At 63.6% G+C, this 14,528-nt stretch carries 12 protein-coding genes; 11 read left to right on the top strand and 1 reads right to left on the bottom strand.

Going from position 1 to position 14,528, the window contains the following annotated elements; genetic code table 11:
* The first annotated feature begins 226 nt into the window (after window positions 1–226).
* From FXB40_RS07870 to FXB40_RS07825, 11 genes are all read left to right on the top strand, one after another.
* Window positions 227–1,192: a LysR family transcriptional regulator gene (locus FXB40_RS07870; protein WP_148771634.1), complete on the top strand. Its 966-nt coding sequence runs from the start codon at window positions 227–229 to the stop codon at window positions 1,190–1,192.
* A 128-nt stretch (window positions 1,193–1,320) separates the two neighbouring features.
* On the top strand, window positions 1,321–2,280 hold the full coding sequence (locus FXB40_RS07865) for an AraC-like ligand-binding domain-containing protein (RefSeq protein ID WP_148771633.1): 960 nt from the start codon (window positions 1,321–1,323) through the stop codon (window positions 2,278–2,280).
* 157 nt (window positions 2,281–2,437) lie between these two features.
* Window positions 2,438–4,462, top strand: coding sequence for a hydantoinase/oxoprolinase family protein (locus tag FXB40_RS07860; RefSeq protein WP_148771746.1), 2,025 nt, complete (start codon window positions 2,438–2,440; stop codon window positions 4,460–4,462).
* Between the two features lie 3 nt (window positions 4,463–4,465).
* Entirely contained in the window at window positions 4,466–6,427 is a 1,962-nt protein-coding gene (locus FXB40_RS07855; protein ID WP_148771632.1) for a hydantoinase B/oxoprolinase family protein, read from the top strand.
* A 26-nt stretch (window positions 6,428–6,453) separates the two neighbouring features.
* The gene (locus FXB40_RS07850; protein ID WP_148771631.1) at window positions 6,454–7,308 is read left to right on the top strand and encodes an FAD binding domain-containing protein; all 855 of its coding nucleotides are present in this window, start codon (window positions 6,454–6,456) and stop codon (window positions 7,306–7,308) included.
* A 16-nt stretch (window positions 7,309–7,324) separates the two neighbouring features.
* Window positions 7,325–7,783, top strand: a complete 459-nt coding sequence (locus FXB40_RS07845; protein ID WP_148771630.1) for a (2Fe-2S)-binding protein — start codon at window positions 7,325–7,327, stop codon at window positions 7,781–7,783.
* Between the two features lie 14 nt (window positions 7,784–7,797).
* Window positions 7,798–8,856 (top strand): xanthine dehydrogenase family protein molybdopterin-binding subunit, encoded by a 1,059-nt coding sequence (locus FXB40_RS49850; RefSeq protein WP_283812889.1) that lies wholly within the window; start codon window positions 7,798–7,800, stop codon window positions 8,854–8,856.
* Entirely contained in the window at window positions 8,783–10,168 is a 1,386-nt protein-coding gene (locus tag FXB40_RS49845; RefSeq protein WP_283812888.1) for a xanthine dehydrogenase family protein molybdopterin-binding subunit, read from the top strand. The genes FXB40_RS49850 and FXB40_RS49845 overlap by 74 nt, the downstream gene beginning before the upstream one ends.
* A gap of 435 nt (window positions 10,169–10,603) precedes the next feature.
* Entirely contained in the window at window positions 10,604–11,860 is a 1,257-nt protein-coding gene (locus FXB40_RS07835) for a PQQ-dependent sugar dehydrogenase (RefSeq protein ID WP_148771629.1), read from the top strand.
* 162 nt (window positions 11,861–12,022) lie between these two features.
* Window positions 12,023–12,871 carry an amidohydrolase family protein gene (locus FXB40_RS07830; RefSeq protein ID WP_148771628.1) on the top strand — a complete coding sequence of 283 codons (849 nt, stop codon included), beginning with the start codon at window positions 12,023–12,025 and terminating at the stop codon, window positions 12,869–12,871.
* A gap of 208 nt (window positions 12,872–13,079) precedes the next feature.
* Complete coding sequence (locus tag FXB40_RS07825) at window positions 13,080–14,069, top strand: AraC family transcriptional regulator (protein WP_148771627.1); 990 nt, start codon at window positions 13,080–13,082, stop codon at window positions 14,067–14,069.
* 207 nt (window positions 14,070–14,276) lie between these two features.
* Here the strand turns inward: FXB40_RS07825 and pqqA are convergent, their stop codons facing one another.
* Entirely contained in the window at window positions 14,277–14,357 is an 81-nt protein-coding gene (gene pqqA / locus FXB40_RS07820; RefSeq protein WP_009031067.1) for a pyrroloquinoline quinone precursor peptide PqqA, read from the bottom strand.
* Window positions 14,358–14,528 lie beyond the last annotated feature (171 nt).

The following is a 14,528-nucleotide window of genomic DNA, read 5'->3' as shown; positions in this document are numbered from 1 at the left end:
CGCCTTGCAGCTTCCGCGCCGAAGAGTGCAGTATCTGGCCTCGCCTCGGCCGCCAAGCGCCGATGCTACGGCGCTTGGTCATTCTGACCCGCCGTTTCACTCATTTTGTTCCCCCAGTTGCCCGCACGCCCGTTGGGCACGAGAGTTGCATCGAAAGCTTTCGCGCCGAGAAGCAGCGCTCAACCGATCGTGAGTTAGGTAAAATCAAAATATCGGATCGACCGCGATGTCCGTTTCTCTGAAACAAATCCGCTATTTCGTCGCCGCCGCGGAAACTGGACGTATCAGCCAGGCGGCCATCGACCTGAATGTCTCGCAATCCGCGGTCACCGCCGCGATCCAGCAACTCGAAGCCATCGTCTGTGCCCGCCTGCTGGAACGCACGCCGACCGGCGTGACCGTCACCATGGAGGGCAGCCGGTTCCTGTCGCAAGGGCGCCAGATCCTTGCTTCGGTCGCCGAAGCCGTCCGCGGGACGCATATATCTGCCGGCCCGCTGTTCGGAACGGTGCGCATCGGCGTCACCTATACCGTTTCCGGCTATTTTCTGCCGCGCCATCAGATGCGCTTCCAGGCGAGCTTTCCCGGAATCACGGTCGAACTGTACGAGGCGCCGCGTGACGTGCTCGAACGCGCCGTCGTCGACGGTGCACTCGATCTTGCGGTCATGCTGGTCTCGAACCTGCACAACAATGCCATGCTTGCGAGCGAGACGCTGTTGCGGTCGCCGCGCCGGTTGTGGCTTGCTGCCGATCATCCCCTGACACGCGCCGAGCGCGTCCATCTCGCCGAGATCGCGACCTACCCTTACGTCATGCTCACCGTCGACGAAGCCAGCCACACGTCGATGCGCTACTGGAACGCCTTGTCGCTCGAACCGCGAACGATCTTCCGCACCTCCTCCGTCGAAGCCGTCCGGTCCATGGTTGCGGGCGGAATGGGCATTACGATCCTGTCCGATCTCGTCTACCGGCCCTGGTCGCTCGAGGGCCAGAGGATCGAGACCCGCGTCATCGAGAACGAAGTGCCCAGCATGGACGTTGGACTGGCCTGGCGCCGTGACACCCAATTTTCCGAGGCCGCGAAGGCGTATCGCGACTTCATGCGCTTTGCCGTGGCGGGCGTTGGTCCGGCACGTCCTCCGGTCGGCATCGACCACCGGCAACGATCGGACGAGGCCATCGGAATCTGAGATACCGGCACCCGCTTATTTCGATTTGACGCCGTCAGGTCGTCCTCGCCAAGCTTGGACCGATCACAGCGGTCGGCGCAATGAAGAGCGCAAGGCCCGAACGGGCGACGGCAGGGACGGAGTGCGGCATGCAGGCCACTTATGCGACCAGCGATGTTCCCTCGCAAAGTCGGCGGCATTTCTGGCAGGACGTTGTCTCGAAGACTTACTTCCCGCTCGATCTCGTCTTTCCCGGCGGTCGCGACTTCCACGCGAGCCTGGGCGCCTGGTCCATGGGCCCGCTCTCAGTATCCCGCAATGTCTCGAATGGCCTGCTCTACAGGCGCCGCGAACGACACCTCGTGAACGAGCGGGAAGAATGTTTCCTCATTACGGTCCCGGAGCTCGCCGAAATCCGTTTTGAGCAGGACGGCAAGGACGTCCGGTGCCGGCCCGGCGCATTCGTGATCGAGCGAAGCCATCTTCCCTATGAATTCAGCCACGATGATCCGGCAGCGCTCTGGGTGCTGAAGATCCCAAGCGCCGTCCTGCGCGCCCGGATATCCCGCCCCGAACGCCTCGCAACCCTGCAATTCGACGCCAGCCGCAGCGTGGGTGCACTGTTCGTCGACACCCTGCGGCTTGCCGGCGAACGGATCGCGGACATGGACGAGGCAGCCCGGGCTGTGATGGGCAAGCATCTCATCGATCTCCTGGCGATGGTGATCGAGTCGGACGACCGCGTGCTGGTGGGCCATTCCTCGTCCGTTCGCAACGGCCACCTCCATCGCTGCGAGCAGTTCATTCGCACGCGCCTCGACGATATGCGGCTTACGCCGCAAATGGTCGCGGACGGCTGTGGCATCTCGCTCAGATATCTGCATCAGGTTTTTGAGGGAGAAGGCATCACCGTTTGCGCCTATATCCGGAACCAACGCCTGTCGATGTCCGACGCCATGCTGCGCGATCCCGGCTGCCGCAAGAGCATCTCGGAAATCGCCTACCAGTGGGGGTTCGGCGACCAGGCGCAGTTCAGCCGGAATTACCGCAGCCGGTTCGGCTGCACCCCGAGCGAGGCGCGCGCCGCGGCGCGCACCGCCCTTCCCTGAAGGCTCATTCGCCCGCCTGACCGACCTTTAGGCAGCCGGCGCCGAAGCGGCGGTCGTCGGTGCTCTCTCGCACAAATCTTCCTGCGCTCAGCGTCAAGAATTGCCGCCGCCGATCTGCATATGATCGGCGATCGCAATTCGATGAGGAAGTCGCATGGTGCAGAACCTTCGCGTGGCCGTCGACGTCGGCGGCACCTTTACCGACGTCTGCATCATGGACGAGGTAACCGGCCTCATCCGCATCGAGAAGACGGCGTCGACGCCCGATCCCATCGACGGGATCATGGGCGGTGTGTCCAAGGCCGGTGTCGATCTCGCGGAAGTGGCACTGTTCTCCCACGGCACGACGGTTGCGACCAACGCGCTGATCACGCGCCGCCTTCCGCGCACGGCGGTGGTCACGACCAAGGGGTTTCGCGACGCCATCGAGATCCGGCGCGCCAACAAGGAAGACCTCTGGGATACCTACAAGGATGTCGTCAAGCCTTACGTCCCGCGACGCGACCGCCTGACCGTGCCGGAACGGGTCGACGCCGGCGGCGTCGTGCTCGAGCCTCTCGATGTCGAGGCCGCGCGCAACGTCGCGCGCATTCTCAAGCGTCGCGGCGTGGCCGCGGTCGCGGTCTGCTTCATGAACGCCTATCTCAACGGAGCGAACGAGCGCACCATGCGCGATATCCTCGTCGAGGAGATGCCCGATATCCCCATCTCGATCTCCTCGCAGGTGCTCCCCGAAATCTTCGAGCACGAGCGGTTCTCGACCACGGTCGCCAATGCCGTCGTCAGCCCGGTCGTAGTCAGCTACACGAGCCGGCTCGGCGAGCGTCTCGCCGATGAGGGCTATACCCGCGATCTCCTGCTGCTGCACACCGGCGGCGGTGTCATGACGCCGGCCAGCGTCAAGGATTTCGCAGCACGCCTGGCTGGTTCCGGCATTGCTGCCGGCGCCATCGCCAGCCGCTACATCGCCGGCCTCTGCGGCTTTCCCAACTCCATTGGCCTCGACATGGGCGGCACCTCGACCGACGTCTCGCTGGCCTATGAAGGGCAGTCGCGCATCACCAAGGATTGGTACATCGAGTTCGGCTATCCGATCCGCTTTGCGTCCATCGAGGTCCTCACCATCGGAGCCGGCGGCGGATCGCTGGCCTGGACCGACTCGGCCGGCTCCCTGCGCAACGGCCCGCAATCGGCCGGCGCCTTTCCGGGCCCAGCCTGCTACAGCAACGGCAACAAGCAGCCGACCAATACGGACGCCAACGTCACGCTGGGCCGGCTCGGCACAAATCTCGCCGGCGGCAAGGTGAAGCTTGACCCCGCGCTGGCACGCCAGGCGGTCGAGGACGGCGTCGCAAAGCCGTTCGGCCTCGGCCTGCACGAGGCTGCCGACGCGATCGTCAAGGTTGCCAACGCCAACATGTCGGATGCGGTACGGCTGATCTCGATCAGCCGCGGCTACGATCCGCGCGACTTTGCCCTGGTGGCTTTTGGCGGCGCCGGCGCGCTACACGGGGTAGATGTTGCCCGAGAGCTTGCGATCCCGGTCGTGATCGTGCCACCCAATCCCGGCGTGACCTCGGCGCTTGGCTGCCTCCTGGTCGACATGCAGCACGATTTCTCGCAGAGCTGCATGGTCGGCGCCGACGAGGCTGATGCCGCCGACATCGAGGCGCAGTTCGCGGCGCTGGAGAAGGACGCACTCGCCCGGCTCACCCACGAAGGCATCGCGCCACAGGACATCGTGCTCCAGCGATCGATCGACATGATGTATCGGGGCCAATGGCGGTCGCTTGCGGTCCACGCGCCCAGTCCGATCGGCGCGATCGCCGACCTCGTCCAGAGCTTCCATTCCGAGCACAAGCGTGAGTACAATTTCCGCCGCGACAGCGCCCCGGTCAGCTTCTTCCGCCTCAATCTGAAGGCGGTCGGCGTCGTCCCAAAGGCGGAGTTCGCCGTTCACGAACCGACCGGTGTGATCCCTGAGCCGGTTGGCCGCCGCAGGGTGTGGTTCGAAGGCAACGGGTTGGACACGCCCGTCTACGAGCGCGACGACTTGCCCTGCGGCTTCTCCTTTCAAGGCCCCGCGATCGTCGAGCAGGTCGACGCGACGACCGTCGTGCCACCAGGCGCCAGCGCCGAGGTCGACAAATATCTCAACATCATCATCCGCGTGAAGGAGTGAACCATGGCCGGAGATCTCCCGCTCGACCCCGTGACCTTCGAGGTTCTCAAGAACTCCTTCATCACCAGCGTCGACCAGATGGGCGAGCAGGTGCTTCGGACCTGCTACTCCTTCGTCATCTACAACCGCGATTTTTCGAGCGCCCTGCATGACGCCCACGGCGAATGCGCCGCGCAAGGCAATCAGGACATCGCCGTCCATGTCGGCACGTTGCATTTCACCTGCAAGGACGTCATGCGCTTCTTCGACGGTGACATGCATGAGGGCGACGTCTTCGCCATCAACGACCCCTACGCCGGCGGCACGCACTTCCCGGATGTCCGCCTGATCCGACCGATCTTCGCCGACGGCAAGATCATCGCCTTCAGCCAGTCGAACGGCCATTGGTCGGATGTCGGCGGCAGCGTGCCGGGTTCATTCGACGTCGCCGCACGCGAGATGTTCCGCGAGGGGCTGCGCATCACACCGATACGCCTGTTCGACAAGGGTCGCTTTTGCAAGGACGTCGCGCATCTGGTCGCCTCGAATACGCGCGACCCGGTCTCGATCATCGGCGATATCCAGGCGCAGTCCCAGGCCACCCAGGTCTGCGAGCGCGAGATCCTGCGCCTCGTCAACAAATATGGTCGGGACACGGTCGAGACCGGCCTTGCCGCCGTGCAGGACTATGTCGAACGTTCGGTGCGCCAACGTATCGCGGCCCTGCCCGATGGCGAATGGGAGACGGTCGACTTCATCGACCGTGATCCCGCCGGCGGCGAAGGCATGATCCCGATCCGCATCAAGCTGACGATCAAAGGCGACCGCGCGATTTACGACTTCACCGGCAGCCATCCGACCATCGGTTCGATCTACAACTCGGCCTTCGGCACGACCTTCTCGGCCGTTGCAGCCGGCATGAAGACTTTCTTCCCCGATCTCCCGCTCAATTCCGGATTCTACCGCTGCTTTGAAATCATCGCGCCGGAAGGCTCGATCGTCGATGCCAAATGGCCGATCGCCGTCACCGGCTTCCTGATGCCGTTCGAGAAGATCATGAACTCGATCTACGAGATGTGGTCAAAGCTGATGCCGGAGCGTGCGCTCGCCTGCGCCTTCAATCTCGAATACCTGCTCACCGGCGGCCTCGACGCCCGCAGCCCGGACAAGCCCATCTTCATGTTCTACGACTGGTTGCCAGGCGGCTGGGGCGGACGCAACGGCAAGGACGGCAGCAATGTCACGACGGCTTGCTTCGGCACCGGCCTGATGTCGCAACCGGTCGAAGGCCAGGAGCGCGCCAATCCGATCCTGACCACGGAATGCGAAATCCTCAAGGACTCGCCCGGTCCGGGCAAATGGCGCGGCGGCGCCGGGGTCGTGAAAACCTCCCGCATGCTACAAGCCGAGAAGACCGTGATTTCCTACATCTGCGACCGCGAGCGCGCGGTGGTGTGGGGCATCGAGGGCGGCTTGCCGTCGATGCCGCACGGGCTGACGTTGACGCGTGCCGGCGGCCAAGCCGAAGAGCGGCTCGGCTCGATCTTCTCGGATGTCCCGATCGGTGAAGGCGATATCTTCTCGCGCCCGACAGCCGGCGGCGGCGGGTTCGGTGATCCGCTCGAACGCGACCCGGCCCTCGTGATCGAGGACATCAAGGACGACTATGTCTCTGTTGAGCGCGCTGCGAAGGATTATGGCGTTGTCGTACATACCGTTGACTCCGAGCTGTGCGAATATGAGGTCGACAAGGCCGCGACCGCGGCGCTTCGCGCCAAAATCAGGGCCGAGCGTGTCGCCAATGTGCGGCTCGATCCCGAGATCGTGGCGGAAAATTATCGCAATGGCGCGATCGGCGTGCTCGATGTGATCCGCCAGCATGCTGTGATCCTCGACTGGGGCACCGGCGCCCTGCTTCCAAAATCCACAAGTCAGTTTCGCGAGGTGTTCGAACGGCGCTCGGTGGCGAAGTGGAGCACAGGCTGACCGATCGAACCGGGAGCTCCGACACCATGGATACACCCACCTCGGGATCGGTCTACGTCGCCCCCTCGCTGCCGGCGGCGCTCGATGCGCTCGACGAAGCCGGCTCTGAAGCCGCGCCTTTCGCCGGCGGCACCTGGATCATGCGCGCCCCAATCCGGCACGAGCCGCTCAAGTCCCGTTACGTCGCAATCGGGAAAATTCCAGAGCTCCATGCGATCAAGGTCGATACCGATGTGGTCGAGATCGGCGCGGCGGTCACGCACGCCGCGCTCGCCACAGCGCTGGCGGAGCTGTCGGAGTTTGACGTGCTCACGGCGGCAGCCGGCCGCTCCGCCAATCCTGCTATCCGCGGGATGGCGACCATCGGCGGCAACCTCGCAACGACAGCATTTGCCGCGGCTGATTGCGTGCCCGCGCTGCTCTGCCTCGCGGCCGAAGTCGAGATCGCAAGCCGAGGCGGCCGGGAGCGGATCGATCTTGAGCAATTTCTGACAATGAGATCGACGCTTGCACCCGGGTGGCTGCTCCAACGCATCATCGTACCTCGGCGCGGTCGCAAGACCGCTCACGCCCGCCTGCCGCTGCGACAGGCCGGAGATTATCCAACCGCCATCGTCAGTCTTGCCGTGAGCCTTGACGATGCCGGACATGTTCAGTCGGCACGTGTTTCCGTGGGTTCAGTCGAGCCGGTCGCGCGCCGATGGGAGCGCCTCGAGGACGCTCTTGTCGGACATAAGCTGAATGCGACGAAGGCTGCGGACGCAGCGGCGGGACTAGCCGGTGAATTTACGGGTCGCGACAGTGCCGACGTGCCTGCCTGGTACCGGGTGCGCGTCCTGCCCGGCCTCGTCCGCCGTGCCGCCGCCGCGCTCGGCTCTTGAACCGTCGGGGATGAACATGGGCCTTAGCCTGACCGTCAACGGCGATCACCTCACCTCCACTGCCGATCCCATCACGCCTCTCATCGATATCCTGCGCGAGGAATTCCATCTGACAGGCGCAAAGCCGGTGTGTCGCGAGGGCTTTTGCGGCGCCTGCATGGTGTTGATCGACGGCAAGCCCACCCCGTCGTGCCTGATGCCGGCCGCGCTCGCCGAGGCCTGCGATATCCGCACCGTCGAGGGTCTTGCCGTCAATGGCGGATTGAACCCGATCCAGGTCGCGCTCGAGGCCTGCGACGCGGTCCAATGCGGCATGTGCTTTCCCGGCATGGTGGTGAGCCTGACGCATCTCGTCACAACCCGCCCCGAGGCAACGCGCGACGATATTCGTGCCGCTCTGACGGGCAACATCTGCCGTTGCACCGGATATGAACGCATCATCGAAGCCGCACTGCTTGCGCTTGCGACGACATGACGGGAGACGCAAAAGTGTCCAACGCCTCCGCAACCATGAACTTTGCGCGTCGCGACGCGGCGGACAAGCTGCGCGGCCGCACGCGCTACACCATCGATCGCTACCTGCCCGGCATGCTGCACGCGGCGATTTTGCGCGCCGGCGTGCCGTCAGGCCGGATCGCCCGTCTCGACATCACCAAGGCTGCCCGGATGCCCGGTGTGCGCGCCGTCGTGACCGCCGCCGATGCGCCCGGCATGATCGGGATCGGCATCGCCGACCACCCGCTCTTTGCCCGCGACGTGATCCGCTACGACGGCGAGCCGATCGCCGCGATCGCGGCGGACACGCTGATGCAGGCTCACGCCGCGCTTGCTGGAATTGACGTCGAGATTGAACCGCTGCCCGTGGTTCTCACCATGGCGGATGCGCTTGCTCCGGACGCTCCGCTCGTGCATCCCGACTGGCGCAACTACGAGGTTCTGCTCGAAGGCGGTGCCCGCGGAGGCAATGTCGCCTGGGAGGCCACCGTTGTTCGCGGCGACGTCGACGCTGCGTTTGCCCGGCGCGATGTCGAGATCATCGAAAGCAGCTTCCGGGTCGGCCGCCAGAACCATGTCGCCTTCGAGCCGCGCGCGGTGGTCGCGAATTATGAAGACGGGCGCTTCCATATCGAGACGTCGACCCAGGTTCCCTGGACCATCCGCAATGCAACAGCGCGCCTGCTGGGCGTGCCGGCTTCCCAGGTTCGCGTCACCGTGCCGCCCGTCGGCGGCGGTTTCGGCCTCAAATTCGATCTCGCTATCGAGCCGTTCGCTGCGTTGCTCGCCCGGGCGAGCGGACGGCCGGTCCGGCTGGTCAATTCGCGCGAGGAAGAGATGCTCACCTGCCTCTTTCGCGAAAACGCCGAAATCCGCATACGCTCGGCGGTGACGCGCGATGGCGAGATCGTCGGACGCGAGGCCGTGGTCCTGATGGATTGCGGCGCATATGGCGGCGAACAGATCTTTCCTGACAACGATGACCGCTCACACGCTCGGCGGAAATTATTCCCTTGGCGCGGTGCGGCTGGTCTCGCGCGCGGTCTATACTAACACCGCCCCGAACGGCGCTTTCCGCGCCTGCAACGGCGTCTACAACACCTTTGCGCTCGAGCGGCACACCGACGAAATCGCGGCCCGGATCGGCATGGATGCCCTCGCCTTCCGCCGCCGCAACGTGCTCGGCGACGGCGATCTCGGCGCCACCGGCCAGGTGTTCGAGGGTGACGTGCTTGGCCCGATGCTCGAGCGAATGGACACGATGCGTGATGCCGCCGCAACGCCGCCCGGGCGCGCCGACGGCCGGCGCCATGGACGCGCGACCGTTGTCGGCACATGGTTCGTCTTTGTCGGTCCTTCGGCCGCGACCGTAAACATGAATGCCGATGGGACGGCAACGCTGGTGACATCGGGCGTCGAGATCGGGTCAGGCTCCATGATGCAAGCTCTGCCTCAGATCGTGGCCGGCACGCTCGGCCTGAACCCTGGCAACGTGATCGTCCGCGCAGCCGACACGGATGCCGCCGGCTATGACGTCGGCGTCGGAGGCGGCCGAACCACTGTCTCGCTCGGTGCAGCCAGCTTGTCGGCGGCGCAAGAGGTGCGAGCAAAGCTGCTGAAAGTCGCCTCCGAGATGATCGAGGCCGCGCCCGAGGATCTGGTCATGCGCTCCGGGCGAATTGAAATTGCCGGAGCGCCCGGCTCCGGCCGCCTGATCTCCGAAGTTGCGGCCCGCGCCCAGGTGCAGATTGGCCCGATCTCCGGCACCGGCGCCTTCACAGGAGCCGGTGTGCCTGCGATGCCCGGCTGCGTCGCCGGTCATTTCATCGACGCGATCGACATCCCCGTCTTCGCCGTCCATGATTGCGAGGTCGCCGTCGACACAGAGACAGGACACGTCGAGGTGTTGAGCTACCGCGTCGTCCAGGACGTTGGTCGCGCGCTGAACCCGCGCGCGATCCATGGCCAAATCCAGGGCGGCGTTGTGCAAGGATTGGGCTATGCCCTGCATGAGGAAGTGACGATCGGCAGCAATGGCCGCGTCCGTCAAAATGGCTTCGAGACCTACCGCGTGCCGCTGGCCCTCGATGTCGTGCCGGTCGAGATCAATCTGTACGAAGGTGCGCCGTCGATCGGTCCGCTCGGAACGAAGGGCGCCGGCGAAGTTCCGATCCTGAATGTCGCAGCCGCCGTGGCTTGTGCCGTCGCCAACGCAATCGGAAAACCGATCCGGGAGCTGCCACTAACTCCGCCGCGGGTGCTCGAGCTTCTCGTCGACCAAAAGCCAGCTCTCTCCCTGCCCCACATCGCCGAAGCCTGGACAAACAATCTGCTGCGCCCGCACGGCGCGGGCGAGTCGCATTGAACGACCAAGGGCGACAAGATCCAGTTGGGATTTTCCGCCCCTAAGACGGGCGCGCAAACGACCTGCGTGTGGAGACGCTCGTGCGGGATCGCAATGACGGCGGCGACAGATCACGCCCCCGACGCCGCTATAGCGTCAATCCTCGCGACGTGCGCGAGTTCCGTGCCACGATTCGACAAGATCGGGCTGCGGTTCAAGATCATTGTCACGTTGTGCACCCGGAGAGCTCGCCTCTCGGTCGGTGTACCATCATCTGCGTCCTGGGTTGCGCAGTTTGAATAGTCACTTCGCAAATTGAATAGGACTCGCCTTCTAAATCGAGCACGCTCGATCGTGGGCTCGCCTCCGCGTGATATAAGAGAGGCGCCTCATCGTAGGCCAACGAAAATCGCTCGATCGAAAACAATAGCGGTTTTGTCCTCCAGGAGTGAAACGATGGCTTCAAGTTTAACTCGCATTGTGCAGACACTCGCATTTGTGTCGTTGGTTGCGGCGGGCGGCCCGCTACGCGCTGACGAGCTCAAACACTACGATTCCGGCACCAAGGAATTCTGGACCCATCCACCGGACGACTGGTACCTTGGCGACGAGAACGCGCAACAGAAAGGTCTCGTGCCGCCATCCGGCCCGCCGACCGGTGCATCGGAGACCGAGCTCGCCAACATCGTAAAGAAGATCACGCTGCCGGAGGGCTTCAAGATCGAGGTCTACGCCAGCGGCGTGTTGGCGGCCCGACAAATGGCCTGGGGCGACAAGGGCACTCTGTTCGCCGGCTCGTTCGGCCTCGGCAACGTCTATGCCATCAAGGACAACAACGGAAAGAAAGAGGTCAAGACCATCCTCAAGGGCCTGAACATGCCCACGGGTCTGGCCGTCAAGGACGGTGCGCTCTACGTCATCGCGGTCGACAAGCTGATCCGCTACGACGACATCGAAAACAAGCTCGACAATCCCGGCGAGGGCAAGGTCGTCTATGACGACATGCCGTCATATGCCGCACATGGCTGGAAGTACATCGCGGTCGACAAGGATGGCTGGTTCTTTCTGCCGTTCGGACCTCCCTTCAACGTCGGCATTCCGCCGACCAGCGTCGCGCAGATCCGCCGCGTCGATCCCAAGACCGGCAACGCGGAAGTTTACGCCCTCGGCGTCCGCAACTCGGTTGGCGGCGACGTCGATCCGCGCAGCGGCAATTACTGGTTCACCGAAAACGCCCGCGACTGGCTCAGCGATGAGCTGCCTAGCGACAAGCTGAATATGATCTCGAAGATGGGCGAGCATTTCGGCTACCCCTATTGCCACCAGGGCGACACACCGGATCCGAAATTCGCGATGGGTCACAAGTGCTCGGAGTTCACGCCGCCGGTGCTGAATCTCGGTGCCCATATCGCTCCGCTCGGCATGAAGTTCTATACCGGCGATCAATTTCCGGCCGAGTACAAGAACAACATCCTGATCGCCGAGCATGGCTCCTGGAACAGGCACAAGTACCAGGGCGCGCGCATCGTGCGCGTGATCGTCGGGCCCGACGGCAAGAACCCCAAGCAGGAAGTGTTTGCCTCCGGCTGGCTCGAAGGCGACCAGGGCTATCTCGGCCGTCCTAACGACATCATCCTTGCCAAGGATGGCTCGATCCTCGTTGCTGACGATTGGGCCGGTGCGATCTATCGCATCAGCTACAGCAAGAAGTAGCGTGTCGTGAAACGGGAGGCTGCGGTTGCCCAACCGGCGACCGCAGCCTCCTTACGTGATACGATACAGCCCCTGGTGCACGGCGAGATTCCGCCGGGCCCCGTCAACGCGGACCGATGGACAGGGCGGATCTGATTCCTCTCGGTCAGGAGAAAAAATGCCATGCCTGCGGCCCCACCGCGACTGATCGCTCCGCCCGAAACCTGCGACAGCCGCATTCATATCTTTGACCCGACCAAGCCTGTGGCCCCGACCGCGACGGGTCCCGGCCCGGCCTGGGCCAACGTCGCGGCCTACATCGACGCCGTGCAGCGCCGCCTCGGCTTGACCCGTGCGGTGGTCGTGCAGCCAACTGCCTATGGCACCGACAACAGCTGTACCGTCGAGGCGATCGCGGCCCTCGGGCTCGACAGGACTCGCGGCGTCGCGATCGTCGGGCCGGACGCCAGCGATGCCGAGTTGCAGCAGCTGACCGACGCCGGCATTCGCGGCGCGCGTTTCCAAATGCTGCCGGGCGGTCCGTTGCCTTGGGACGCGCTGGAGCCGGTCGCGTCCCGCATCACCAACTTCGGCTGGTTCATCCAATTGCAGATGGATGGCCGCCTGCTGTCAGAACGTGAGGCGATGTTGAAGCGGCTGCCTTGCAGGCTGATCATCGACCATGTCGGCAAGTTCCTGGAGCCGGTGCCGGTCGAGCATCCCGGTTTCCGGACCATCCTTCATCTGATCGACCGTGGCCGGACCTGGCTGAAGCTGGCGGGCGCCTATGAGACCTCGAAGGCCGGCGCCCCACTCTATCCAGACGTAGGCGCGCTGGCGACAGTTGCTATCAGAGCTGTGCCGGAGCGCATGATCTGGGCCAGCAATTGGCCCCACGTTTCGGTCCAGGATCTGCCGGACGATGCGGCGTTGCTCGACCTCCTGTTCGACTGGGCTCCTGACGAGGCCGTCCGCCAGCGCATCCTGGTCGAGAATCCGGCGGAGCTCTATGGCTTCTCGCCATCCAGCTGAACTCGACCTTCCGGTCGGGTCGGCCAAGCCGTGGAAGGGGATTCTTGGAGTTGCGTCCAGCCCCCGGCCTGCGTAATTTGAATAGGCCTTGCGTAAACCGGATAGACCGGTCTTCCAAAAGCCTCAATGCAATGCGGCGATCGCTTGAAATGCCGGTTTAGGCGTGCGGAAACTGTAACCAGCTAGTCAGCGCAGCGAGCAAATCATCTTGCAACACGATCCCTTCTACGCACCCGCCGCCCTTTCCGGCACCGCGTTCGAAGATTTACTCGCAACCTTTCATTCGCAAGTTCCGACGTTCAAGGCGTCACCACCAAGTCCGCGCCAAAGCTTTCGCTGGAAGTCGGATGTCGCGGTTTGGCCCGGACTCGGCGTGTTTCGGAGGAACAGATACACTGCCGATTGGGCCGTGACAAAGAGGGCGAACGATGAACATCTCAGCATCATCCTGCCAATTGCCGGAGTTGCTGACGCGACAATAGGAACGAGGGCGTCGACGGCACCGCCACTCACCGCATTGCTCGCACCCACGTCCCTGTCGCACCACATCAAGCTGCGCTGCGTCGATGGCGAGTACGCTAGCGTCACACTGATGTTTGACGTCGAAGCCGTGTCCAGGGTGCTTTCGGCAACGTTCGACGCCGCGAAATTGAGCAGGCTTGATCTCACACCGATCCTGGATCTTTCGACCGGCGCAGGTGCGACCTTCAATCTGCTTGCGCAAACCATCGCGTCGGGCGTGCTCGATGCACGACTCTCCGAGCGTTCACCTTTGGCGATGTCGCTCCTCGTTGAATCGGCTTTGCGACTGATCTTCGAGCACGTGCCGCATCGCCTGAGCTTCCGGTTGAACCGCGACCGGCTCCAGGCGGCCCCGCGGTATGTCAGGCGGGCCGTCGACTTCATGCACGCCAACATGCATCAGCCGCTGACCATGATTGACATCGCCGAGGCTGCAGGCATCAGCGTGCGCTCATTGCAAGCGGGATTCCGGACGTTCAAAGACGCAACGCCGGCGGCATATTTGCGCCAGATCCGACTAGACGCGGTCCGCGCGGAGTTGTCTCTGTCGGAGAACAGACTGCCCGTCGGCGAAGTGGCACTCAAATGGGGCTTCACGCAAATGGGGCGCTTCGCCGCGCAATATCATGCGCGGTTTGGCCACTATCCTTCCGAGATGCTCATGCGGACGCGCTAAGATTCGTTTGACCAGCAGTGCGAAAAGACCGACCTGGGGTCGCCTCCCGCTGCAGCTCCGAGAACGATCACGCGAAGCATGGGACCGACGCCGGGCAGCGGATGGATAAATCAATGCAAAAAGGCGGAAGGACCGTTGCCGACAGGACGAGCCTGTCAGAGCAAACGACCAACTTCCACCTTTTCAGAGTTGGCACACGGGCGATGGTTACTTCCGCGCCGCACATGCGTACATGTTGATTTCCATTCCCACAGGCACTTCGACGATTTTTGGCGTTTTCCAGGCGATCATGAGGTCTCCACACGCTTCAACGAGGATACGGCGCGATTGCCGTGCCTCTAACATACACTAAGGGCGGCGCCGCGGATCGCTTGAGATTCTTAACTTGCGTGATTTGAATAATCCCTTCGTAAGCTGCACAGATCTGGCCTTCCGGAGAGCGCAACATCGCAGGTGTGG

It is taken from the genome of Bradyrhizobium rifense, from assembly GCF_008123425.1.
Taxonomy (GTDB): Bacteria; Pseudomonadota; Alphaproteobacteria; order Rhizobiales; family Xanthobacteraceae; genus Bradyrhizobium; species Bradyrhizobium rifense.
The sequence above is the reverse complement of the archived record's forward strand: the minus strand, read 5'-3'. Positions and strand labels throughout refer to the sequence as shown.

What these genes read in the sequence shown, in the direction of transcription:
- FXB40_RS07865 (WP_148771633.1), top strand. Translation starts at nt 1,321, where the DNA reads ATGCAGGCCACTTATGCGACCAGCGATGTTCCCTCGCAAAGTCGGCGG.
- FXB40_RS07855 (WP_148771632.1), top strand. Translation starts at nt 4,466, where the DNA reads ATGGCCGGAGATCTCCCGCTCGACCCCGTGACCTTCGAGGTTCTCAAG.
- FXB40_RS07850 (WP_148771631.1), top strand. Translation starts at nt 6,454, where the DNA reads ATGGATACACCCACCTCGGGATCGGTCTACGTCGCCCCCTCGCTGCCG.
- FXB40_RS07845 (WP_148771630.1), top strand. Translation starts at nt 7,325, where the DNA reads ATGGGCCTTAGCCTGACCGTCAACGGCGATCACCTCACCTCCACTGCC.
- FXB40_RS07870 (WP_148771634.1), top strand. Translation starts at nt 227, where the DNA reads ATGTCCGTTTCTCTGAAACAAATCCGCTATTTCGTCGCCGCCGCGGAA.
- FXB40_RS49845 (WP_283812888.1), top strand. Translation starts at nt 8,783, where the DNA reads ATGACCGCTCACACGCTCGGCGGAAATTATTCCCTTGGCGCGGTGCGG.
- FXB40_RS07835 (WP_148771629.1), top strand. Translation starts at nt 10,604, where the DNA reads ATGGCTTCAAGTTTAACTCGCATTGTGCAGACACTCGCATTTGTGTCG.
- FXB40_RS07830 (WP_148771628.1), top strand. Translation starts at nt 12,023, where the DNA reads ATGCCTGCGGCCCCACCGCGACTGATCGCTCCGCCCGAAACCTGCGAC.